The 21,219-nt window shown below is 70.4% G+C and carries 16 protein-coding genes, 2 tRNA genes and 1 pseudogene; 16 read left to right on the top strand and 3 right to left on the bottom strand.

Annotated elements, in window-relative coordinates; translation table 11 throughout:
• Positions 1-42 precede the first annotated feature (42 nt).
• From BG482_RS05245 to BG482_RS05255, 5 genes and pseudogenes are all read left to right on the top strand, one after another.
• Positions 43-115: transfer RNA gene (locus BG482_RS05245), tRNA-Ala, on the top strand.
• 271 nt (positions 116-386) lie between these two features.
• A pseudogene (locus BG482_RS44965) lies at positions 387-561 on the top strand (MFS transporter); the annotation flags it as partial.
• 69 nt (positions 562-630) lie between these two features.
• Positions 631-804 carry a hypothetical protein gene (locus tag BG482_RS42375; RefSeq protein WP_107450363.1) on the top strand — a complete coding sequence of 58 codons (174 nt, stop codon included), beginning with the start codon at positions 631-633 and terminating at the stop codon, positions 802-804.
• Positions 805-807: 3 nt separating this feature from the next.
• A complete protein-coding gene (locus BG482_RS05250; RefSeq protein ID WP_003976229.1) occupies positions 808-1,041 on the top strand; it encodes a hypothetical protein in 234 nt (77 codons plus the stop codon).
• A gap of 166 nt (positions 1,042-1,207) precedes the next feature.
• Positions 1,208-1,280 (top strand) — tRNA-Ala (locus BG482_RS05255).
• 146 nt (positions 1,281-1,426) lie between these two features.
• On the opposite strand, the gene BG482_RS05260 is transcribed toward BG482_RS05255, so the two are convergent.
• Together BG482_RS05260 and BG482_RS05265 are read right to left on the bottom strand one after the other, a co-directional pair.
• Positions 1,427-3,037 carry an NADH-quinone oxidoreductase subunit NuoF family protein gene (locus BG482_RS05260; protein ID WP_069767670.1) on the bottom strand — a complete coding sequence of 537 codons (1,611 nt, stop codon included), beginning with the start codon at positions 3,035-3,037 and terminating at the stop codon, positions 1,427-1,429.
• Complete coding sequence (locus BG482_RS05265; protein ID WP_176741312.1) at positions 3,034-4,347, bottom strand: cytochrome b/b6 domain-containing protein; 1,314 nt, start codon at positions 4,345-4,347, stop codon at positions 3,034-3,036. The genes BG482_RS05260 and BG482_RS05265 overlap by 4 nt, the downstream gene beginning before the upstream one ends.
• Positions 4,348-4,774: 427 nt before the next feature.
• Between BG482_RS05265 and leuS the strand changes: the two genes are divergently transcribed.
• From leuS to BG482_RS05320, 10 genes are all read left to right on the top strand, one after another.
• The gene (gene leuS / locus BG482_RS05270) at positions 4,775-7,663 is read left to right on the top strand and encodes a leucine--tRNA ligase (protein WP_069767672.1); all 2,889 of its coding nucleotides are present in this window, start codon (positions 4,775-4,777) and stop codon (positions 7,661-7,663) included.
• 272 nt (positions 7,664-7,935) lie between these two features.
• Positions 7,936-8,682, top strand: coding sequence for a hypothetical protein (locus tag BG482_RS05275; RefSeq protein ID WP_069767673.1), 747 nt, complete (start codon positions 7,936-7,938; stop codon positions 8,680-8,682).
• 111 nt (positions 8,683-8,793) lie between these two features.
• Positions 8,794-9,639, top strand: a complete 846-nt coding sequence (locus BG482_RS05280; RefSeq protein ID WP_069767674.1) for a DegV family protein — start codon at positions 8,794-8,796, stop codon at positions 9,637-9,639.
• A 111-nt stretch (positions 9,640-9,750) separates the two neighbouring features.
• On the top strand, positions 9,751-11,007 hold the full coding sequence (locus BG482_RS44970) for a ComEA family DNA-binding protein (RefSeq protein ID WP_079141600.1): 1,257 nt from the start codon (positions 9,751-9,753) through the stop codon (positions 11,005-11,007).
• 155 nt (positions 11,008-11,162) lie between these two features.
• Positions 11,163-13,835: a ComEC/Rec2 family competence protein gene (locus tag BG482_RS05295; protein ID WP_069767824.1), complete on the top strand. Its 2,673-nt coding sequence runs from the start codon at positions 11,163-11,165 to the stop codon at positions 13,833-13,835.
• Between the two features lie 337 nt (positions 13,836-14,172).
• Positions 14,173-14,949: an arylamine N-acetyltransferase gene (locus tag BG482_RS05300; protein ID WP_370745751.1), complete on the top strand. Its 777-nt coding sequence runs from the start codon at positions 14,173-14,175 to the stop codon at positions 14,947-14,949.
• Positions 14,950-15,096: 147 nt separating this feature from the next.
• Positions 15,097-15,987 carry a YceI family protein gene (locus tag BG482_RS05305; protein WP_079141603.1) on the top strand — a complete coding sequence of 297 codons (891 nt, stop codon included), beginning with the start codon at positions 15,097-15,099 and terminating at the stop codon, positions 15,985-15,987.
• A gap of 91 nt (positions 15,988-16,078) precedes the next feature.
• Positions 16,079-16,324, top strand: coding sequence for a hypothetical protein (locus tag BG482_RS05310; protein ID WP_079141626.1), 246 nt, complete (start codon positions 16,079-16,081; stop codon positions 16,322-16,324).
• 374 nt (positions 16,325-16,698) lie between these two features.
• Positions 16,699-17,688 (top strand): DNA polymerase III subunit delta, encoded by a 990-nt coding sequence (gene holA / locus BG482_RS05315; RefSeq protein ID WP_218108768.1) that lies wholly within the window; start codon positions 16,699-16,701, stop codon positions 17,686-17,688.
• A 263-nt stretch (positions 17,689-17,951) separates the two neighbouring features.
• Entirely contained in the window at positions 17,952-18,347 is a 396-nt protein-coding gene (locus BG482_RS05320) for a nuclear transport factor 2 family protein (RefSeq protein ID WP_069767827.1), read from the top strand.
• 311 nt (positions 18,348-18,658) lie between these two features.
• On the opposite strand, the gene rpsT is transcribed toward BG482_RS05320, so the two are convergent.
• Complete coding sequence (gene rpsT / locus BG482_RS05325; RefSeq protein WP_053750780.1) at positions 18,659-18,925, bottom strand: 30S ribosomal protein S20; 267 nt, start codon at positions 18,923-18,925, stop codon at positions 18,659-18,661.
• Positions 18,926-19,146: 221 nt separating this feature from the next.
• On the opposite strand from rpsT, the gene lepA reads away from it, so the two are divergent.
• Positions 19,147-21,015, top strand: a complete 1,869-nt coding sequence (lepA, locus tag BG482_RS05330) for a translation elongation factor 4 (protein ID WP_069767679.1) — start codon at positions 19,147-19,149, stop codon at positions 21,013-21,015.
• Positions 21,016-21,219 lie beyond the last annotated feature (204 nt).

Genomic DNA, 21,219 nt, shown 5'->3' on the forward strand with positions numbered 1-21,219 from the left:
TAAAGTTCTTCTTGTTCGCACCGCCGAGCGGGAAGAACGCAAGGGGCTATAGCTCAGTTGGTAGAGCGCCTGCATGGCATGCAGGAGGTCAGGAGTTCAATTCTCCTTAGCTCCACAGATCGTTCGGTTCGATCGGTCGATCGACACTCTGTTGAGTTGTCGAAGATCGATGGAAGCAGCGAGAACCGGTCGCGATCGGCTCACGAAGATCCCGTCCCTCAGGGGGCGGGATTTTTTGTCGTCTCCCACCGGAGCGGGACCGTGCGCCGTACCTGCTGATCACCGGCGCCGGGCGCGCCCTGCCGCCGGGCGGGGGCGCGGGACGGGACGCGGCGGCGCGAGCGGCGCGCAAAGGGGCGTGTGGCTCGGAGTGGCCCGGTCTCGTGCTCGGGCAGCTGATCGGCGTCGAGGTCTTCGGCACACTGTTCTTCAACCGGCTTGAGTCACTTGGGGTCCCGGCGGCGTATACCTCTGCGGAAGCGCTTCTCACATGCATGTTCGTGCTCGCTGCGACAGCAGCCCCTCGGTGCCGTGTCCGGACTGGTACTGAGGCGTCGCTGACCGTATTGGTCCGGCCGTGGCAGAATCAAACGGCCGGAAGGGGGCGCGGCCCGACGGGAGGGAGTAGCGATGCCTGCGAGCATCCTCGGAGAGGTCGGCCACCTCTCCGAAGTGGCGTTGCCACGGGACAAGGCCACCCGGCTCAACTGCCCCTCCTGCGGTTCCGGCCATGTGGCCCTGGTGCTCGGTGACAACGGCGGGACTTCCTACGTGTGCACGGCCTGCGGCCACAGCTGGAGCTGATCGATGGGTGCACACAGGCGAAAGTGCGACTGGTGCGGCAGCGGCACCCCGATCGTCCGTGACATGGAGCCGGTCAACCCGGACTACCAGTACTGGTGCGAGGAATGCGCGAGGGCGCTGATCATAAAGGGCGACCCGATCGAGACGTACCGCGAGCTGGAGGGCGAGCCGATCTACGGGCGGCTCCTGGAGGAGCACTGCACGCTCAAGCGGTTCTATTCGTTCGTCACCGCCTGACGGCGGCGTGAGGCGGAGCTCGGCGCCGCACCGAATGTGCATATGGGGCGAAAACGGGCAGGGCGGAAACGATTTGGTGGTCCACCCTTCCTGCCGGTAATGTTGGCGTCGCCGCCAGGGAAACCGGGCGACACGGTCGATATGCGGCTTGGCCGCAAGACCATGAGGGGCTATAGCTCAGTTGGTAGAGCGCCTGCATGGCATGCAGGAGGTCAGGAGTTCAATTCTCCTTAGCTCCACAGCAGATCCCGCCGGATCGATCCGATCCGGCGGGATCTTTTTGCGTTCAGGGGCGGTTGGCGAACGCGCGAGGGGCCGCCTGAGAACAGGCGGCCCCTCGCGCGTTCGCCGTCGTCCAGTCGTCCGACGCCGTGCGTCGTACCGCTCAGCGCCCCAGGGCGCGGCGGCCGCGGCCCTGGGAGAGGACCGGGAGGTTGCGGGCGGGCGCCTGAGCGCGCGTGTCCTCCTCGATGCGCAGGGCGAGCGCCGGACAGCGACGCACCGCGCGTAGAGCTTTGGCCTCGGCGTACTGCGGCACCTTGGCCTGGGCCACCGTCGGGAAGCCGTCGGCGCCGAGCTGGAACACCTCGGGGAGGATGTCGGCGCACAGGCCGTGCCCGCGGCACAGCGTCCAGTCCACGAAGATCTTCTGGCGGCTGGAGCCGCTGTCCTCCGCCGCGTTGCCGCTCGTGATGCCCGCCGGGGCCATGCCGGTCTCGAAGAGCGGCAGAACGCCCTCCACGGGCCGTCCGCAGCCATTGCCGAGGACGTGCGCGGCCAGGTCGTCGGTGAACGCCTTGATCGTCGACTCGAGGAACATCGCGGAGCCGTCCGGGTGCGAGCACGCCCCGCGTCGCTTCACGTTCTTGGCGACCTGCTTGAGCGCCTCCAGGGCGGCCGGGCCGCCTCCGTTGAGGATGTCCTCCATCCCGCGCGCGGCGGCCGGCAGACCGAGGTAGCAGGGACCGCACTGGCCCGCGCTCTCGTCGGCCAGCCACTGGGCCACGCGCAGCGACTCGCCCAGCGGGCAGGTCTCCTGGCTGATGGGCAGGATCGCGCCGGCGCCGAGCGCCCCGCCCACCGCGTCCAGGGAGTTGCGGGAGACGATCGCCTCGTTCACCGTCGCCGCGTCGATCCACTTGCCGTGGTACCCGCCGGTCAGCACGCCCTGGGGCACCGGCGGGGCGCCGGCGAGCTGAAGGACGTAACGCAGCGGAACGCCCGTGGGGACCTCGATCACCATCGGGCGGGCCACCGCGCCGGAGACCGTCAGCATGACGGTGCCCGGCTCGTCGTACAGGCCGGTGTTGCTGTAGCGCTCGGGACCGATGCGGGCGGCGATGGCCAGCTGCGCGAACGTCTCCGCGTTGGACAGCAGGGTCGGCGCGCCCCCCACGCCGTTCTGCGAGGCGCTGACCTTGCGGCCGGGCGGGATCGGCGGACCGCCGTCGATGGAACGGATCAGCGACGCGGCGGCGCCGGTGACCATGCGGATGGGATTGCGCTGGACGAACGCCTTCAAAGCCGATCTGCGGCCGTTGCTGAGGCCGCGCTCGGCGAGCGCGGCCTCCATGGACCGCTGGGTGGATTCGCGGGTGACCCCCACCACGAGCGTGCGGGCACCCAGCGCCTCCGCGACCAGCAGAGCGCCGTCCAGGATGAGATGCGGGGCACGGTTGATCAGCACCGTGTCCTTGCGGCAGGCCGGTTCGTCCTCACTGCCGTTGACGACGACGACCGGCCGGACACCGCGTTTGATCGCGGTCTCGGCGACCGAGCGCAGCTTCTTGTGGAAGGGGAAGCCCGCGCCGCCGCGGCCCTTCAGGTTGATGTTCTCGGAGAGCTTCGCGAGGGCCTCTCCGCCCAGGGGCTCGAGCGGCCCATGCACCTTGAGGTGCATGGGCAGATCGAGTCGTTCGACAAGGTCGAAGCCCGACGTGAGCTGCGGAAGGCCGACCACGCGGACTTCTGGGACGTCGGGCAGGGCCTCGTTCACCTATAGCCTCCGGAAGGCGTGTTCCAAGGTTCGCCCGAACCCGGTGCGTCGAACGACGCGCCGGGCGATGGTTCATTGGCGGGACCGCTGTTGTACGTGTCGTTCTGGTTGTACGCGCCGTAAGCCTGATTCGTCTCACCGGTGTCGTACACGTCACGTGCGCCGTATCCGCCGGCGCCCGAATTGCCATAGACCGGGATGTTGAATCCCGTGTCCTGGAGGGGGTCGTAGGCGGACGGCGGGGCCTCGCCGACCGGCGGCGGGGACGGGACCGGCCAACTGCCCGAGGTGCTGCCGCCGTTGTCGACCCGCGGAAACGCCTCCGTGGCCTGCTGCAGGTCGAACGGCATGCCCATGCGTGCCGTCTGATCCGCCACATAGGGCTGCTGCTGACCGCGCGGGGGTGTGTTGACGGCGCGGTAGGCGGCCGCGAAGCCGTTGGCGGGCTCCGGGGTGGCCGGTGTGTCGTACATCGGCGACGCCGGCGGAGCCATCCGCGTGGAGCTCATGGTGTCGGTCAGCGGCGAGCGGCCGGAGCGGCCCTCGTAGCCGGGCAGTGCCGACGATCCGGTCTCGGCCACGCGCGCGCGTGACGCCTCGAGGCCGTCCATGTCGAAGCGGTCCTGCGTGCCCAGGACCGCGGTGATCCGGTCGGCGACCCTGCGCTTGAACGGGCGCGGGGCGGCGCGCAGTGCGAGGGCGGCCATGACGCCGACCAGGCAGAGCTCGTAGGAGACCATGAAGAACGGCTTGGCCGCGCGTCCTGCGAACAGGCCGTGGATGAGGGCCGCGCACAGCGCCGGGTAGGCCAGCATGTGCATCGCACGCCAGCGGGCGGCGACCTCGGCCGGAGCGGCGAACTGGTTGCGCAGCGCGCCGGTGATGCCGACGAAGATCATGAGCAGCGCGGCCAGCGAACCGAGGCCGATGAGCCCGGCACTGCCCTTGACGCCCAGGCTGAACGGGATCAGCGCGGCGATCAGGACGGTGTGGTCCAGGGCCAGCTTGACTGTGATGTGCACCACGAGGAACGCGATGGAGCCCACGGCGGTCACGCGGTGGATGCCCTGCGCGAGGATCCGCTGACGCGTGTTGAGGATGAGCCGGTCCTGGGCGACGAGGCCCCAGATGACCGAGCAGGTCAGGCATACCAGCGACAGGACGCCCGCACCGAAGTTGAGGAAGGCCTGCACCTGGTCGCCTCCGACCAGCACGACCACAGGTATGAGTACCAGGACGACAGCCGTCGCCAACCCGTAGGCCGACCGGCCGGGCTTGGGGAGCGAGCTGTAACTAGAACGAGGGTTCATGGGGGCAACTCCGAGCAGTTTCGGGAAAGCGGTCCCGCTGCCGAACTCTAAGTGGCTCCATACCGATGGGTACGAGGTTTGAGTTATTGCGTTGTTATGAAACGACAATGTGGCTGGCGTGATGTCCTGTAGCGGCTGTTACGCGAAGTAACCATTGGCCTTGGTTCAGCTCCGACCCCCCGTTCTCGGCTCCTCAACGTTGTCGCGACCATGCATACGTAAGTTCGTCGCGGCCTGCTCAAGGCCTGCGGTACCCTAACGCCATGCGTGCTGTACGCCTTCTGCTTAGCGAGCCGCGCTGATCAGTCCCGACCGCCGGTGATCGGACGGTTCGGAATCGGCGCGGCGTCCCCTCCTGTGCGAGGGGATTTTTCGTTTCCTGGACGACAACCCGCTGGCAGAGACGATCGATGGAGCTTTGAGGACCATGAGCGAGACGAACCCCGCTGCCGCCGCTGTCCCGGCAGAGGCCGCGCCGCACCGCTACACGGCTGCCATGGCCGCCGAGATCGAGGCACGCTGGCAGGACTTCTGGGACGCGGAGGGCACCTACGCGGCCCCGAACCCCAAGGGCGACCTGGCCGGCGACCCGGAGCTGGTCGCCCGGCCCAAGAAGTTCATCATGGACATGTTCCCGTACCCCTCCGGTGCGGGCCTGCACGTCGGCCACCCGCTGGGCTACATCGCGACCGACGTGTACGCGCGCTTCCAGCGCATGACCGGCCACAACGTGCTGCACACCCTGGGCTTCGACGCCTTCGGCCTGCCCGCCGAGCAGTACGCCGTGCAGACCGGCACGCACCCGCGCGTGTCCACCGAGGCCAACATCGAGAACATGAAGGTCCAGCTGCGTCGGCTGGGCCTGGGCCACGACAAGCGCCGGTCGTTCGCCACGATCGACCCGGAGTACTACAAGTGGACGCAGTGGATCTTCCTGCAGATCTTCAACTCCTGGTACGACACCGACGCGGACAAGGCCCGTCCGATCGCCGAGCTGGTCGCCCTGTTCGAGTCCGGTGAGCGGGCCGTACCGGGGCACACACGCGCGTGGGGCGAGCTGACCGCCACCGAGCGCGCCGACGTCCTGAGCGACTTCCGCCTGGCCTACGCCTCCGACGCGCCGGTCAACTGGTGCCCGGGCCTGGGCACCGTGCTGGCCAACGAGGAGGTCACCGCCGACGGCCGTTCCGAGCGCGGCAACTTCCCCGTCTTCAAGGCCAAGCTGCGCCAGTGGAACATGCGCATCACCGCCTACGCGGACCGCCTGCTGGACGACCTGGACGCCCTGGACTGGCCCGAGGCCATCAAGCTGCAGCAGCGCAACTGGATCGGCCGCTCGGAAGGCGCCCGCGTCGACTTCCCCGTGGACGGCGAGCAGATCACCGTCTTCACCACGCGCCCGGACACCCTGTTCGGCGCGACCTACATGGTGCTGGCCCCCGAGCACCCGCTGGCCGACAAGTTCACCCCGGACGCCTGGCCCGAGGGCACCCACGACGTGTGGACCGGCGGTCACGCGACCCCGGCCGAGGCCGTCGCCGCGTACCGCGCGCAGGCCGCCTCCAAGTCCGACGTCGAGCGACAGGCCGAGGCCAAGGACAAGACCGGCGTCTTCACCGGCGTCTACGCGACCAACCCGGTCAACGGCGAGCGGGTCCCCGTCTTCATCGCCGACTACGTCCTGATGGGCTACGGCACCGGCGCGATCATGGCCGTCCCGGCGCACGACACGCGTGACTTCGCGTTCGCGCGCGCCTTCGAGCTGCCGATCACCTGCGTGGTGGAGCCGACCGACGGCCGCGGCACCGACACCTCGGCCTGGGACGACGCCTTCGCCTCGTACGACGCGAAGATCGTCAACTCCTCCCACGACGACATCTCGCTGGACGGCCTGGGCGTGGTCGACGCCAAGGCGCGCATCACGCAGTGGCTGGAGCGCAAGGGCATCGGCGAGGGCACCGTCAACTTCCGCCTGCGCGACTGGCTGTTCAGCCGGCAGCGCTACTGGGGCGAGCCCTTCCCGATCGTCTACGACGAGGACGGCGTCGCCCACGCGCTGCCCGAGTCGATGCTGCCCCTGGAGCTGCCGGAGGTCGAGGACTACTCGCCGCGCACCTTCGACCCGGACGACGCGAACACCTCCCCGGAGACGCCGCTGTCGCGCAACGAGGACTGGGTGAACGTCACCCTGGACCTGGGCGACGGCCCCAAGAAGTACCGCCGCGAGACCAACACCATGCCCAACTGGGCCGGTTCCTGCTGGTACGAGCTGCGCTACCTGGACCCGCACAACAGCGAGAAGCTGGTCGACCCCGAGATCGAGCAGTACTGGATGGGCCCCCGCGAGGGTCAGCCGCACGGCGGCGTCGACCTGTACGTGGGCGGCGCCGAGCACGCCGTGCTGCACCTGCTGTACGCGCGCTTCTGGTCCAAGGTCCTGTTCGACCTGGGGCACGTCTCCTCCGTGGAGCCGTTCCACAAGCTGTTCAACCAGGGCATGATCCAGGCGTACGTCTACCGCGACGCCCGGGGCATCGCGGTTCCCGCCACCGAGGTGGAGGAGCGCGACGGCGCCTACTACTACCAGGGCGAGAAGGTCTCCCGGCTGCTGGGCAAGATGGGCAAGTCCCTGAAGAACGCGGTGACTCCGGACGAGATCTGCGCCGAGTACGGCGCCGACACCCTGCGCCTGTACGAGATGGCGATGGGCCCGCTGGACGTCTCGCGCCCGTGGGACACCCGCGCGGTCGTCGGCCAGTACCGGCTGCTGCAGCGGCTGTGGCGCAACATCGTCGACGAGAGCACCGGCGAGGTGACCGTGGTCGACGCCGAGGACGCCGACGTCGACGAGGACACCCTGCGGGCCCTGCACAAGGCGATCGACGGCGTGCGTCAGGACCTGGAGGGCCTGCGCTTCAACACCGCCATCGCCAAGATCACCGAGCTGAACAACCACCTGACCAAAGCGGGCGGGGCGGTGCCGCGCACGGTCGCCGAGGACCTGGTGCTGCTGGTCGCGCCGCTGGCCCCGCACATCGCCGAGGAGCTGTGGCGCCGCCTGGGCCACACCGACTCGGTGGTCCACCAGGACCTGCCGGTCGCCGACCCGGCCTACGTCGTGGACGAGAGCGTGACCTGCGTCGTGCAGATCAAGGGCAAGGTCAAGGCGCGCCTGGAGGTCTCCCCGGCCATCTCCGACGCGGAACTGGAGAAGGCCGCGCTGGCCGACGAGGCCGTCGTGAAGGCGCTGGGCGGGGCCGGTATCCGCAAGGTGATCGTGCGGGCGCCGAAGCTGGTCAACATCGTTCCGGCCTGAGGCTGCCCTGGTCTGAGGTCTGAGGTCTGAGGTCTGAGGTCTGAGGGCCTGGTCTGAGGTGTCTGCAGCCTGGGGTCCCTGAAGTCCGGGGTTCCCGAGGCTTGAGGTGCCTGAGGGTCGGGGCGTGGTGTTCGTGGCCGTCCCCTAAGGGTTTCGTGCGGGCAGGTTCGGGGTTCTTCTGGAACTCCGGACCTGCCCGTCTCGTTTACCGTTTGAAGTGCGGCGCGTCATCGCGGCGCCGGATGGGTCCTGGCAGGCCGGAGGAGGAGCTGGTGGAAGCAGTGATCACGATCGTCGCCCTGCTCTTCGTGCTCTTCCTGGCGCTCGGCGTCTACGCCACGGTGAAGGTCATCGGCGCCGCCAAGCGAGGAGTCGACCGCACCATCACCCAGGCTCGTCGCACGGTCGAGGACCACACCCTGCGGGCCAAGTCCTTCGCCCAGCTCGGACCGGCCGGCGAGCTCGCCCAGCTGCGGCTCAAACTGCGCACGTCCATGAGGGCCACGCAGGAGGCCCTGCACGCCGGCGCCGCAGAGGACGAGTCGCTCAAGGAGTCCCTCGGCCTGTTCCAGCGGCTCAGCGCGCACGGGCAGGAACTGGACGCCGAGCTCAAGCGCCTGGAATCCGAGCCGGACCGGGCCGCACTCGCCCAGCGGCTTCCCTCGCTGCGGGAACGTACCGAGCGGATCACGGCGTCGGCGGACTCTCTGCGCTGGGCGGCTCGCGACCGCGCCCGCCGCTTCGCCGAGGACGACCTCGACTCCCTCGGCACCCAGATAGACGTCGAGACAGGCGCCCTGCGGCACTGGACGACGGCGGAGTCCTCCCCGACCTCGCCGACCTCCCCACCCTCGTGGCCCGAGGCGCCCGCCGCCGACGGCGAGACGGAGGGACAGACCTGGCCGGAGACTCCCCGCACGCACAGCGCGGAGGAGCCGCCCCGGCCCGCCATCACCCCTGCGGCGCCGCGCCCCACCTACCCCTGGCAGAAGAAGCCGCGCCCCGAGAGCACCACCTGACGGAGCACGGGTTTCGGTGTCGCCAGGCGTGGTATTTGATTCGGTCAAGGGCCGTCCGGGTGCGAGGGGCCGGGCTGCCGTACGGGGGCTACGGCAGGTAACCTCCAGGTCATGTCCCGCCATGTCGCTATCGTCACGGATTCAACGGCCTATCTGCCGCAGCGGACGATGGAGCGCCACGGCATCACCGCGGTGCCGTTGACCGTCGTCCTCGGCGACCAGGCTCTTGAAGAGGGCAACGAGATCTCCACCCGCTCCCTCGCCCAGGCACTGCAGAAGCGACGCCCCGTCACCACCTCGCGTCCCAGCCCTCAGGTCTTCGCCGAGACCTACCGCATGGTCGCCGAGTCCGGGGCCGCCGGCATCGTCTCCCTCCATCTCTCCGCAGAGCTGTCCGGTACCTACGACGCGGCCGTCGTCGCGGCGCGTGAGGCGCCCGTGCCGGTTCGGGTGGTGGACACCGGCATGGTCGCGATGGCGCTCGGTTTCTGCGCGCTCTCGGCCGCCGAGGCCGCCGAGTCGGGCGGCACGGTCGACGAGGCGGTCACCGCGGCGGAGAAGCGGGCGGCCGGCACGTCCGCCTACTTCTACGTCGACACTCTCGACTATCTGCGCCGCGGCGGCCGGATCGGCACCGCGCAGGCCTTGTTGGGCTCCGCGCTCGCCGTCAAGCCGCTGCTCCAGCTGGCGGGGGGCCGCATCGAACTCCTGGAGAAGGTGCGCACGGCGTCGAGGGCGATCGCCCGCCTGGAGGAGATCGGGGCCGACCGGGCCGGAAGCGCGCCGGTCGACATCGCCGTGCACCATCTCGCCGCCCCCGAGCGGGCGTCCGCGCTCGCGGACCGTCTGCGTGCACGCGTGCCCGGACTCGTCGACCTGCATGTGAGCGAGGTCGGAGCGGTGATCGGGGCGCATACCGGACCGGGACTGCTGGGGGTCGTGGTCTCACCGAGGTGAGGGCCCGGGTCCCTCACTCGTGCGGGTGGCGAAGTTATCCACAACCAGCTGGTTTTCCCCGGGAATTGAGCAAGATCATCGCGGTTCGGTGAAGTGCCCGATCCTCGTCGCATGGCACTTCGATCACGCTCACGCGACACGAACGCGACCAGCGGCCCCGGCCGGCCTCCCGGCTCCGACGGCCGCTCCCCACGACGCAGTTCACCTGGCGGCGGCCGGGGCGGACATCGTCACGGCCAAGCCTCGGCGGAAGAGAACCGTCGCCGGGCGGAGGCGTTGTTCGCCGAACGGGCTTCTCTGCAACGGGACATGGCTAGGGCACGGCAGGTCGGTGGGGGTGGCGATGGCGGCGGCGGTGGAGGAAGCGGAGGCCTGGATGCCGGTGTGGGGGAGTCTGCGGGTGCGGGTGCGGAAGCCGAGGTAGAGGTCGAGGGCGCCGCGCGCCGCGCCTATGCCCGCGCTCTCGCCGATGCCCGTGTCGGTGCCCTCGCCGATACCTGCACCAATACCGACACCGATACCGACACGGCCATCGATACCCGTGCCCATGCCCCGGCCCACGCTCCTGCGCATAGCGATAGCGAGCCCGATACCGCTGTCGACGCCGAGGGCCATGCGGCCGGCGGTGCGGTTCCTCCGGGGGTGGCTGTGTGGCGGGCGCGGGCGGGGCTCGCGCTGCGGGAGCGGATGCCGGTGTGGTTGCAGACGCGCTGTGGCCTGGAGCGCAGGAGCGTGCTCGCCCTCACCGTGTTGTTGGCGGCCGCCGCTGTCTTCGCCGTTCAGCATTTCTGGGTCGGCCGGGCCCAGCCGGTCCGAGCGCCGGAGGTGGTGCGGGCCGCGGCCCCTTATGACACGGGCCGGCAGAACTCGGCGTCCGAGCCGCCCGATGCCACGGGTCCGCCGGGTCCTGGCGGCACGGCCGGGGCCGAGATCGTGGTGGACGTCAGCGGCAAGGTACGTGAGCCCGGGATCCATCGTCTCCCGGCCGGCTCACGTGTGGTCGACGCGTTGGACGCGGCCGGGGGTGTCCGGCCGGGCACCGACACCGACGGTCTCAACCGCGCGCGTTTCCTCGTCGACGGAGAGCAGGTCGTCGTCGGCGGACCCGCGCCGGCCGGAGGCGCCGGGACCGGGGCGGGAGCGGGCGTGGTGGCAGGAGCGGGACCGGGACCTGGGGCTCCTGTCTCCCTGAACACGGCCACCGTCGATCAACTGGACACCCTGCCCGGTGTGGGGCCCGTGCTGGCACAGCACATCGTCGACTACCGGGCGCAGCACGGCGGTTTCCGCTCGGTGGACGAGCTGCGCGAGGTCAACGGCATCGGCGAGCGGCGCTTCGCCGACCTGCGGAATCTCGTGCGGCCATGAGGCGCGAGGACAGCGGGCACACGACACCCCGAACCGGCGGAGCCGGCGGTCTCCGAGCCGGAAGGCCGGCGGCGGGCGGCCGTGTGGTCGGAGGCAGGGCGACGGTCGCGGGCGTCGGTGTGCGGGCCGCTTTCGGCTCTCGCCCCCGTGGGACCGTGCACGCCGCCTCCGGTAAACGACTCGGCGATGCCCACCCGCGTCAGGAAGGGCCGCTGGATCTACGGCTCGTGCCCCCCGCGCTCGCGGCCTGGGTGACCGCCGCGTCGACGCTGGACGCCTCGCCAGAGCTGGTGGGCGGCCTCGTGGCCGTCTGCCTGCTGGCCGCCGGCGCCCTGCTGTTGGTGAATCGGCGGCGCGGAGCAGACGATGACGGGCGGCGCGACCGCTCCGGCGGTGGGAGCCGGTCGACGGAGTCGGCCGTCGGCGGCAGAGAGGTCTGGCCGCGAGTCACTGTCGCCGCCTCGTTGCTGTGCGTGGCCGCGGCTGCCGCGTCGGCCGGGCTGCACGGGGCCGACCTGCGGCGGGGGCCGGTACCGGCCCTGGCGCGGGAGTACGCGACCGTCACCGCCGAGGTGGAGGTCACATCGGATCCACGGCTGGCCCGGCCCAGAGTCAGGGGCGATCACCTGACCCCCGACTCCGTCCTGATCGAAGCGGAGGTGCGCAGTGTCGAGGGGCCGTCCCGGACCACCGTGGCGACACGGGCTCCGGTACTGCTGATCGTGGACGTCGGTTCGGGCCGGGGCGGGTCGGGTTCGCGTACGGGGCCCGCCGGAACGGCCGGGTTCGTGGGAAGGAAGGGATTCGCCGGAAGGACGGGGGCCGGAGGCGCGGATGTGGAGCATGGCCGGGTCGGGACCGCTGACGCAGGGAGTTCCGGGCCGAGACCCGGGGCGTCGTGGCTCGAGTTGCTGCCGTCGACCCGGTTGCGGGTGACCGGGCGGCTGGCGCTCCCGTTGGCCGGAGGAGACCGGATCGCGGCCGTGCTGCGGGTGCGCAAACATGCCGAGCCGATGACCGTGGGGGAGCCGACGGCCGTGCAGCGGTTGGCGGGGCGGCTGCGGGCGGGACTGCGGTCGGCCACCGACGGGCTGCCGGCGGACGCTCGGGCGTTGCTGCCGGGGCTGGTCGTCGGGGACACCTCGCGCATCACGGCCGAGCTGGACGAGGCCTTCAAGGACACGGATCTGGCCCACACCCTCGCCGTTTCCGGGAGCAATCTCACGATCATCCTCGCGTTGCTCCTCGGCCCGCCGGGCCTGGCCCAGCAGGTCGAGCGGCGCGGCCTGGCGCCTCGGCTGGGCGTGCCGTTGCGGACGACCGCGCTGCTGGGCGGAGCGCTCACGCTCGGATTCGTCGTCGTGTGCCGCCCCGATCCCAGCGTGCTGCGTGCCGCGGCCTGTGGAGCGATCGTGCTGCTCGCCCTGGCGACCGGCCGCCGCAGATCCCTCATCCCGGCGCTGGCGACGGCGGTTCTGCTGCTGGTGCTCTACGACCCCTGGCTGGCCCGGAGTTACGGGTTCCTGCTGTCCGTCCTGGCCACCGGGGCGCTGTTGACGCTGGCGCCGCGGTGGAGCGCCTCCCTGCGACGGCGACGGGTGCCCCCGCGGCTCGCGGAGGCGCTGGCGGCGGCAGGAGCCGCCCAGGCTGTGTGCGCCCCGGTCGTCGCGGTGCTGTCGGCACGGGTGAGTCTGGTGGCGGTGCCCTGCAATCTCCTGGTGGAGCTCGCGGTCGCCCCGGCGACGGTACTGGGCTTCGCGGCGCTGGCGACGGCGCCCGTGGCGATGCCGGTGGCCAAAGCGCTGGCCTGGTTGGCGAGTTGGCCGGCGGGATGGATCGCGGGTGTGGCACGGGCCGGGGCGGCGTTGCCCGGCGCGGGGGTGGGCTGGCCGGGGAGCTGGGTCGGAGCGCTGTTGCTGGCACTGGCCACGGCGGCGGTGGTGATGCTCGGACGACGCCTGCTGGGACACCCGTGGCTGTGTGGGCTCTGCGGGGCGCTGCTGCTGCTCGTGGTGGTGCAGCCGCCGCCGCTGACCAGGGTCCTCACGGGCTGGCCGCCCCCCGGCTGGCGATTGGCGATGTGCGACGTGGGACAAGGGGACGCGACCGTCCTCGCGGCCGGCGACGGCGCGGGCGTGGTGGTGGACGCCGGGCCGGATCCGAAACCGGTCGACCGGTGCCTGCACACGCTGGGCGTCACCCGGGTGCCCCTCGTCGTGCTCACCCACTTCCACGCCGACCATGTGGCCGGACTGCCAGGGGTGCTGCGCGGCCGGACGGTGGGGGCGATCGAGACGACGGGGTTCGAGGAGCCCCGAGAGCAGGTGGAGTTCGTGCGGAAGGAGGCGCAGGCGCGGAACGTTCCCGTGGTGCGGGCCGCGGCCGGGGAGCGGCGAAGGGTAGGTGCGCTCGACTGGGAGGTGCTGTGGCCGCCACCGGGCCCGGCCCCTGAACCGGACGGACCGAACGACGCGAGCGTGACGATGCTCGTGCGTTCCGCGGGCCTGCGGATGCTGCTGCTCGGCGATCTCGAACCCCCGGCCCAGCAGGCACTGTCGCGATCACCGGCGGCCGCGCTGGTGCGTGGAGTGGACGTGCTCAAGGTGGCGCACCACGGCTCGGCCTACCAGGACCCCGGCCTCATACGAGCGGTGGCGCCACGGCTGGCGCTGATCTCGTGCGGCGAAGGCAACCCGTACGGCCACCCGGCGCCCAGCACGGTGGCGGCGCTGCGCGCGGGAGGCGCGGTCGTCATGCGGACGGACCGCGACGGGGCCGTGGCCGTCGTCGCGGATACGGGTGGGCACATGCGGGTGGCGAGAGACTGAGGACATGGATCCCGCACAGTCCGGCCGAGAAGTTCCCGAACCTCGCCTCCGGCGTCCCACCGCTGCTCAGCCGTCTCTCCCCGTCACCTCGTCCGAGGCCGAGGCCCATGCCGGTTCTGATGCCGGGCAGTCGGAGGCCCGTGGCGTCGAGGCGTGTGCGGGGCTCGACGCTCGCCTCGTCGGGGCCTACCTGGAACGCCTCGGTTTCGACGCGCCCTGCGCGGGGTCCGACCCCGCTGCCTCCGACCACAGGAGTGCCTCCGCCCCGGGTCCCGGTTCTGTTCACGCGCCCACCGTCGCCCTGCTGCGTGAGTTGCATCTACGGCATCTGCGGGCCGTGCCGTTCGAGAATCTGTCGGTGCATCTCGGCGAGGGGATCGTGCTGGAGGAGAGGAGGTTGGTGGAGAAGGTCGTCGAGGAGGGCAGGGGAGGGTTCTGTTACGAGCTGAACGGGGCGTTCGGGGCCTTGCTCGCGGCGCTGGGGTTCGAGGTCACGCTGCTGGCGGCACGGGTGTACGGGGAGGAGGGGCGGCTCGGCATTCCCTACGACCATCTCGCGCTGCTGGTGAGGACGGCGGACGCGGGGGAGTGGCTGGCGGACGTCGGATTCGGGGCGCACAGCCACTACCCGTTGCAGTGGGGACGGCGGGATGAACAGCCGGACCCTGCCGGGGCTTTCAGGATCGTCGAGGCGGTCGGTCCGCACCCGGCGGGGGCGGAGAGCGGAGCCGGTTCTGCGACGGCGCGGGATCTGGACGTCGTGCTGGACGGGGAGCGGGTGTACCGACTGGAGGCGCGGCCTCGGGTGTTGCGGGACTTCGTGGCGGGAGCCTGGTGGCACAGCACTTCGCCGGAGTCGCATTTCACGAAATCGCTGATCTGCTCACGGCTCACCGAGGACGGCGGGAGGATCACGCTCAGCGGGCGTCGGCTGAAGGTGACGGCTGCCGACGGAGTGAGCCGGGAGGACGAACTGACCGATGACGAGGAGGTCCTGCAGACGTATCGGGAGCGGTTCGGCATCGCGTTGGAGCGGGTGCCGGCGGTGCGGACGGCGATGTCACGGCAGGCGGCAGGGCGGACGGCCTCGGGGAGCGGGGGGTCGCAGGGGTAGATTCCGGTCACACGGGGCTACTCGTGCGTAGTACCGGCACATGCGCTGGTTTCCCGCGATGTGGGCTTGTCTTGCCTCGAAAGCGGCAACGGTGATCGAATGCTTCTTCGGCAACAAGTGGTGTCAAGTCGCGCAGGGGTGTCGTGGATGTTCGGCCGTTGGCTGGGAAACCGTACGAACCGGGTGCAGCGGACGAGTCCCCTCGCGGCGGTCCACACCCCGGAGCACGCCGGGGTGCTGAGTTGCCGGGTGCTCGATCCGGTCAACGAGCCGGTGCCGCATGCGGAGTTCGCGGTGAGCGACACCACGGGACGCAAGGTGGTCAGCGGGGGAGCCGATCCCTTCGGGGCGTTCGTGACGACGGTGCCGGCGGGGGAGTACCGGCTCGCGGTGTCCGCCGAGGGATACACGCCCTACCGGGCGACCGCGACGGTCGCCGAGAACACCCTGGCCTCGCTCGGTGATGTGACACTCCAGGTGGCGCGGCCGCCGGAGCTTCCGGCGCCGGGGGACTGGGAGATAGAGCCGACGCACTCGTCGATCGGATTCACCGCTCGGCACATCGGGCTCGCCCGGATCCACGGGCGGTTCAACTCGTTCGCCGGGGCGGTGCGGATCGCCGAGCAGGTGGAGCAGTCGGCGATGCACGTGGTGATCGCCGCGGCGTCCATCGACACGAACGTCAGGATGCGGGACGACCATCTGCGGTCCGCGGACTTCCTGGACGTCGAACGGTTTCCGACACTCGAGTTCTACAGCGAGCGGTTCGTGCACAAGGGCGGCAGCCGGTGGGCCGTCACCGGGGCCCTGTCGCTGCACGGCGTGACGCGGACGGTCACGCTCGACACGGAGTATCTCGGGCTCGGCAGCGGCATGAACGGCGAGGCGCGGGCGGCCTGCCGCGCACGGACCGAGCTGCATCGGGACGACTTCACCGTCAGCTGGCAGACGATGCTGGCGCGGGGCATCGCCGTGGTCGGGCCCAGCATCGCCATAGAGCTGGACGTGCAGATCGTGCAGCAGGCGCCGGCGGCTTGACCTTCGGCGCCCGGGCGGCGCAGGACCTCACCGCCTCGGGTTTCCCGGACCCGTGGCACGGCGCGTCCCGCGCATGTCGGAAGATGGCTCCGTGAGTGATGTGCGACATGTGCTGGTGCTGCCCGATCGCGAGGCGGCGGAGGCGGTGGCTCAGGAGCTCGGGGAGCGGTTCGGGGTGAACGAGGAACCGCGGATCGTCCGGGACGCCCTGGCCGGCGAGGACGACGCGGAGGACGCGCAGTGGCTCGTCCTGCTGCACGACGAGGAACAGCGGCTCGACGTGGGGGCGCTGGACGGGTTCGCGGCGGAATGGGAGGGGTGGCGCGAGGACCCCTGACCTCCGCCCCGGACTCCCGGACTCCCGGACTCCCGGGCTTCCGGGCTTCCGGACTCCCTGACTCCCGGAGCCTCGGAGCCTCGGAGCCTCGGAGCCTCGGAGCCTCAGACTCACGGGCTCACGGACTTCCGGGTCCTCGGAGCCTCGGATTCCCGGAGCCTCGGACTCCCGCGCTCCCGCGCTTCCTGGACCCCCGGAAGCCCCCTAGCCCCCGGCCCCTAGCCCCCCGGCCCCCGACCCCCGACCCCCAGCCCCCCGGCCCCCGGACCTCCAGGCCCCCGGACCCCCGGAAGCTCCCCAGGGCCCCCGGAAGCCCCCCCCGCACCCCATCCGGCGTGGGTCGGGTGTCAGTGGGGCGTGGGATGCTTTCGGGGATGGCCAGGAAGACTGCGAACGACGACCCTCTCGCCCCCGTGACGCTTGCCGTGGGCCAGGAGGACCTGCTGCTCGACCGTGCCGTGCAGGAGGTGGTGGCCGCCGCCAGGGCCGCCGACGCCGACACGGACGTACGGGATCTGAGTTCGGACCAGCTGCAGCCCGGCACCCTCGCCGAGCTGACCAGCCCGTCGCTCTTCGCGGAGCGCAAGGTCGTGGTCGTGCGCAACGCGCAGGATCTGTCCGCCGACACGGTCAAGGACGTCAAGGCCTACCTCGGGGCGCCTGCCGAGGAAATCACGCTCGTGCTGCTGCACGCGGGCGGAGTCAAGGGCAAGGGGCTGCTGGACGCCGCGCGCAAGGCGGGCGCGCGGGAGGTGGCCTGCCCGAAGATGACCAAGCCGGCGGACCGGCTGGCCTTCGTCAGACAGGAGTTCCGGGCGACCGGGCGGTCGGCCACGCCCGAGGCGTGCCAGGCGCTGGTCGACGCCATCGGCAGCGATCTGCGGGAGCTGGCGTCGGCCGTCTCCCAGCTCGTCGCCGACGTCGAGGGGACCATCGACGAGGCCGTGGTCGGGCGCTACTACACCGGGCGGGCCGAGGCGTCGAGCTTCACCGTCGCCGACCGGGCGGTGGAGGGGCGGGCCGCCGAGGCGCTGGAGGCGCTGCGCTGGTCGCTGGCCACCGGCGTCGCGCCCGTGCTCATCACCAGCGCACTCGCCCAGGGCGTTCGGGCCATCGGCAAGCTGTCCTCCGCGCGCGGCGGTCGCCCTGCGGACCTCGCGCGCGAGCTGGGCATGCCGCCCTGGAAGATCGACCGTGTGCGACAGCAGATGCGCGGCTGGACGCCGGACGGGGTGTCCGTCGCGCTGCGGGCCGTTGCCGAGGCGGACGCCGGAGTGAAGGGCGGCGGCGACGATCCCGAGTACGCGCTGGAGAAGGCGGTCGTGACCATCGCGCGGGCCGCCCGTTCCGGCGGACGCGGCTAGCCGGCCCGGCTCACCGGAGCACCGTCCCCGCCCACTGGCGTCGGCCACGCCACCCCGCGCTGCCACCACCGCTCCCCCCCCCATCAGCCAGGCCACCTCCCCCTCCCCGAAAGCTTCCCCCTCGCCCCTCCTCCTCCCTCTCCCCGTCCCCGTCCCCCTCCCCCTTCTCCGATCCGGGCTGATCCACTGGCCCTTCCCTCGCAGGGGAGGAGAATCGGACGTGGCAGCCGACATCGCCGGCGCATGTGAAAGGGGCGATCGACATGGCTGAACACCCGCACGCAGTCCTGATCCGCCGGGGCTACGACGCTTTCTCCCGCGGGGACATGGACTCCCTGCGCGGGATGATGACGGGCGACTGTACGCACCACGTGCCCGGGTCCCACCCGCTCTCCGGGGACTTCAAGGGCCTCGACGCGATCACGGACATGTACGGCAAGCTCTTCTCGGAGACGGCCGGGACGATGCGCGTCGAGTTGCGCAACGTGCTGGTCGACGGGCGAGGGCATGCCGTGGCTGTGCACCGCTCCACCGCCGACCGCAACGGCAAGCACCTGGAGGAGGACGGGTGCATCGTCTTCCGGATCGTCGGCGACAAGATCACGGATCTCGACGAGTGTGTGCAGGACATGGACACGGTCAACGACTTCTGGTCGTGACGAAGCGCGAGGCCGTGATGGCGCAAGGCCGTGACGGTGCGAGGCCGTGACGGCGCGGCCTCGTGACCTCCGGGAACGGCGAAGAATCCGGCGCATGCCGAAGACCCCGGCTCACGCCCTGGGGAAGGGCGGGGTGCCGGGGTCTTCGGTACAGGCCTGCAAGCTCGTTCAGAGCCTGCTCTTGCCTGTTCAAGCTGGTGAGCCCGTACCCGCGTGGCGAACGCAGGCCGCGTACAGGCTCGGGGTGCCGGACGGGAGCGGATGAGAGGGCCCGCTCTGGATCCCTCCGGCGATCAGATCAGTTGAGGGGTTCAGCCCTTGAGGGTGGCGACCTTGGAAGCAAGCGCCGACTTCTTGTTGGCGGCCTGGTTCTTGTGGATGACGCCCTTCGAGACGGCCTTGTCGAGCTGACGCGCGGCAGCGCGCTGGTACTCGGTGGCCTTCTCGACGTCACCCGCGGCAGCGGCCTCGCGGGCCTTGCGGATCGCGGTCTTCAGGGAGGACTTGACGGCCTTGTTGCGCAGCCGGGCCTTCTCGTTGGTCTTGATCCGCTTGATCTGGGACTTGATGTTCGCCACGAATGAGCCTTTGCAGGTTCAGGCGCGAGGCCGTGAAGGTCCCGTGCCAGGTGATTTTCTGAGGTGTGCCTCGCGCTGAGAGGGCATGAGACACAGCTGCCCAGACTACCAGTGGTGCCGCGAGTGGCCCAAACCGGTCCCCGGTCGCCGCCCATGGGACCATGGAGCCTACGTATCGATCCGACCCGAGGCATAAGGCGCCTCAAGAGACAGGACCCTGCGTGCCCGCGACCCCTAAGACCGTGCCCGAGCCGAGCCGTACCGCCCCGGCTCTGATCCGCAATTTCTGCATCATCGCGCACATCGACCACGGCAAGTCCACGCTCGCCGACCGGATGCTCCAGCTGACCGGTGTGGTCGAGCAGCGGCAGATGCGTGCTCAGTACCTCGACCGGATGGACATCGAGCGCGAGCGCGGCATCACGATCAAGTCCCAGGCCGTGCGCCTGCCCTGGGCCCCGACTCAGGATCCGGGCAACACGCACATCCTCAACATGATCGACACCCCGGGGCACGTCGACTTCACGTACGAGGTCTCGCGGTCGCTCGCGGCCTGCGAGGGGACGGTCCTCCTCGTCGACGCCGCCCAGGGCATCGAGGCCCAGACCCTCGCCAACCTCTACCTGGCGATGGAGAACGACCTCACGATCATCCCCGTGCTGAACAAGATCGATCTGCCGGCCGCGCAGCCCGAGAAGTTCGCCGAGGAGCTCGCGAACCTGGTCGGCTGCGACCCGGACGACGTGCTGCGGGTGTCCGCCAAGACCGGTCTCGGCGTCGACGCGCTGCTCGACAAGGTCGTCAGGGAGATCCCGGCGCCGGTCGGCGTCGCCGACGCCCCCGCCCGCGCGATGATCTTCGACTCGGTCTACGACTCCTACCGCGGCGTCGTGACGTACGTCCGTGTCATCGACGGTCAGCTCAACAAGCGCGAGCGCATCCGCATGATGTCGACGAACGCGACGCACGAGCTGCTGGAGATCGGCACCAACTCGCCCGAGATGCTCTCCGCGGACGGCCTCGGCGTGGGCGAGGTGGGGTACCTGATCACCGGCGTGAAGGACGTCCGCCAGTCCAAGGTCGGCGACACCATCACCACCCTGCACAAGGGGGCGACCCAGGCCCTCGGCGGTTACAAGGACCCCAAGCCGATGGTCTTCTCGGGTCTGTATCCGCTGGACGGCTCGGACTACCCCGAGCTGCGCGAGGCCCTCGACAAGCTGCAGCTCAACGACGCCGCGCTGGTCTACGAGCCGGAGACCTCGGCCGCACTGGGCTTCGGCTTCCGCGTCGGCTTCCTCGGCCTGCTGCACCTCGACGTGATCCGTGAGCGGCTGGAGCGCGAGTTCGGCCTCGACCTCATCGCCACCGCGCCGAACGTGGTCTACCGGGTGCTCATGGAGGACGGCTCCGAGCACGTCGTCACCAACCCGAGCGAGTTCCCCGAGGGGAAGCTCTCGGAGGTGTACGAGCCGGTCGTGCGCGCCACCATCCTGGCGCCGAGCGAGTTCATCGGCTCGATCATGGAGCTGTGCCAGACCCGGCGCGGTGTGCTGCTCGGCATGGACTATCTCTCCGAGGACCGCGTCGAGATCCGTTACACGCTGCCCCTCGCGGAGATCGTCTTCGACTTCTTCGACCAGCTGAAGTCCAAGACCCGTGGCTACGCCTCGCTCGACTACGAGCCCACCGGCGAGCAGACCTCCAGCCTGGTCAAGGTCGACATCCTGCTGCACGGCGACAAGGTCGACGCGTTCTCGGCCATCACCCACAAGGACGCCGCGTACGCCTACGGTGTGCGGCTGGTCGCCAAGTTGCGCGAGCTCATCCCGCGGCAGGCCTTCGAGGTGCCCATCCAGGCGGCCATCGGCTCCCGGGTCATCGCCCGCGAGACCATCCGCGCCATCCGCAAGGACGTCCTCGCCAAGTGCTACGGCGGTGACATCTCCCGGAAGCGCAAGCTGCTGGAGAAGCAGAAGGAAGGCAAGAAGCGGATGAAGATGGTGGGTTCCGTGGAGGTTCCGCAGGAGGCCTTCATCGCCGTCCTGAGCAGTGACGACAGCGCGGGATCCGGCAAGGCCAAGAAATAGCCCTTTCGGCGCAGGAGTCCAGGGCCCGTCGTGCGTGAGCGCGACGGGCCCTGTCCCTGTATCCAGGAGAAAGTGACGGTCCGGAGCCCCTTACGCGCTGGCCAGTCGCCCTCTACTCTGATCCCTGCTCGGTAGTTACTCGTGAGTTAAACAACAGCCGCGGTCAACAACAGCCACCGTCAACACAAGCCGCGTCGAACGACG

It is taken from the genome of Streptomyces sp. LUP30 (genome assembly GCF_001746365.1).
Classification (GTDB): Bacteria; Actinomycetota; Actinomycetes; order Streptomycetales; family Streptomycetaceae; genus Streptomyces.

What these genes read in the sequence shown, in the direction of transcription:
- BG482_RS44970 (WP_079141600.1), top strand. Translation starts at nt 9,751, where the DNA reads ATGGCACTTCGATCACGCTCACGCGACACGAACGCGACCAGCGGCCCC.
- BG482_RS05320 (WP_069767827.1), top strand. Translation starts at nt 17,952, where the DNA reads ATGGCTGAACACCCGCACGCAGTCCTGATCCGCCGGGGCTACGACGCT.
- BG482_RS05250 (WP_003976229.1), top strand. Translation starts at nt 808, where the DNA reads ATGGGTGCACACAGGCGAAAGTGCGACTGGTGCGGCAGCGGCACCCCG.
- BG482_RS05265 (WP_176741312.1), bottom strand. Translation starts at nt 4,347, where the DNA reads ATGAACCCTCGTTCTAGTTACAGCTCGCTCCCCAAGCCCGGCCGGTCG.
- BG482_RS05305 (WP_079141603.1), top strand. Translation starts at nt 15,097, where the DNA reads ATGTTCGGCCGTTGGCTGGGAAACCGTACGAACCGGGTGCAGCGGACG.
- BG482_RS05280 (WP_069767674.1), top strand. Translation starts at nt 8,794, where the DNA reads ATGTCCCGCCATGTCGCTATCGTCACGGATTCAACGGCCTATCTGCCG.
- leuS (WP_069767672.1), top strand. Translation starts at nt 4,775, where the DNA reads ATGAGCGAGACGAACCCCGCTGCCGCCGCTGTCCCGGCAGAGGCCGCG.
- BG482_RS42375 (WP_107450363.1), top strand. Translation starts at nt 631, where the DNA reads ATGCCTGCGAGCATCCTCGGAGAGGTCGGCCACCTCTCCGAAGTGGCG.
- holA (WP_218108768.1), top strand. Translation starts at nt 16,699, where the DNA reads ATGGCCAGGAAGACTGCGAACGACGACCCTCTCGCCCCCGTGACGCTT.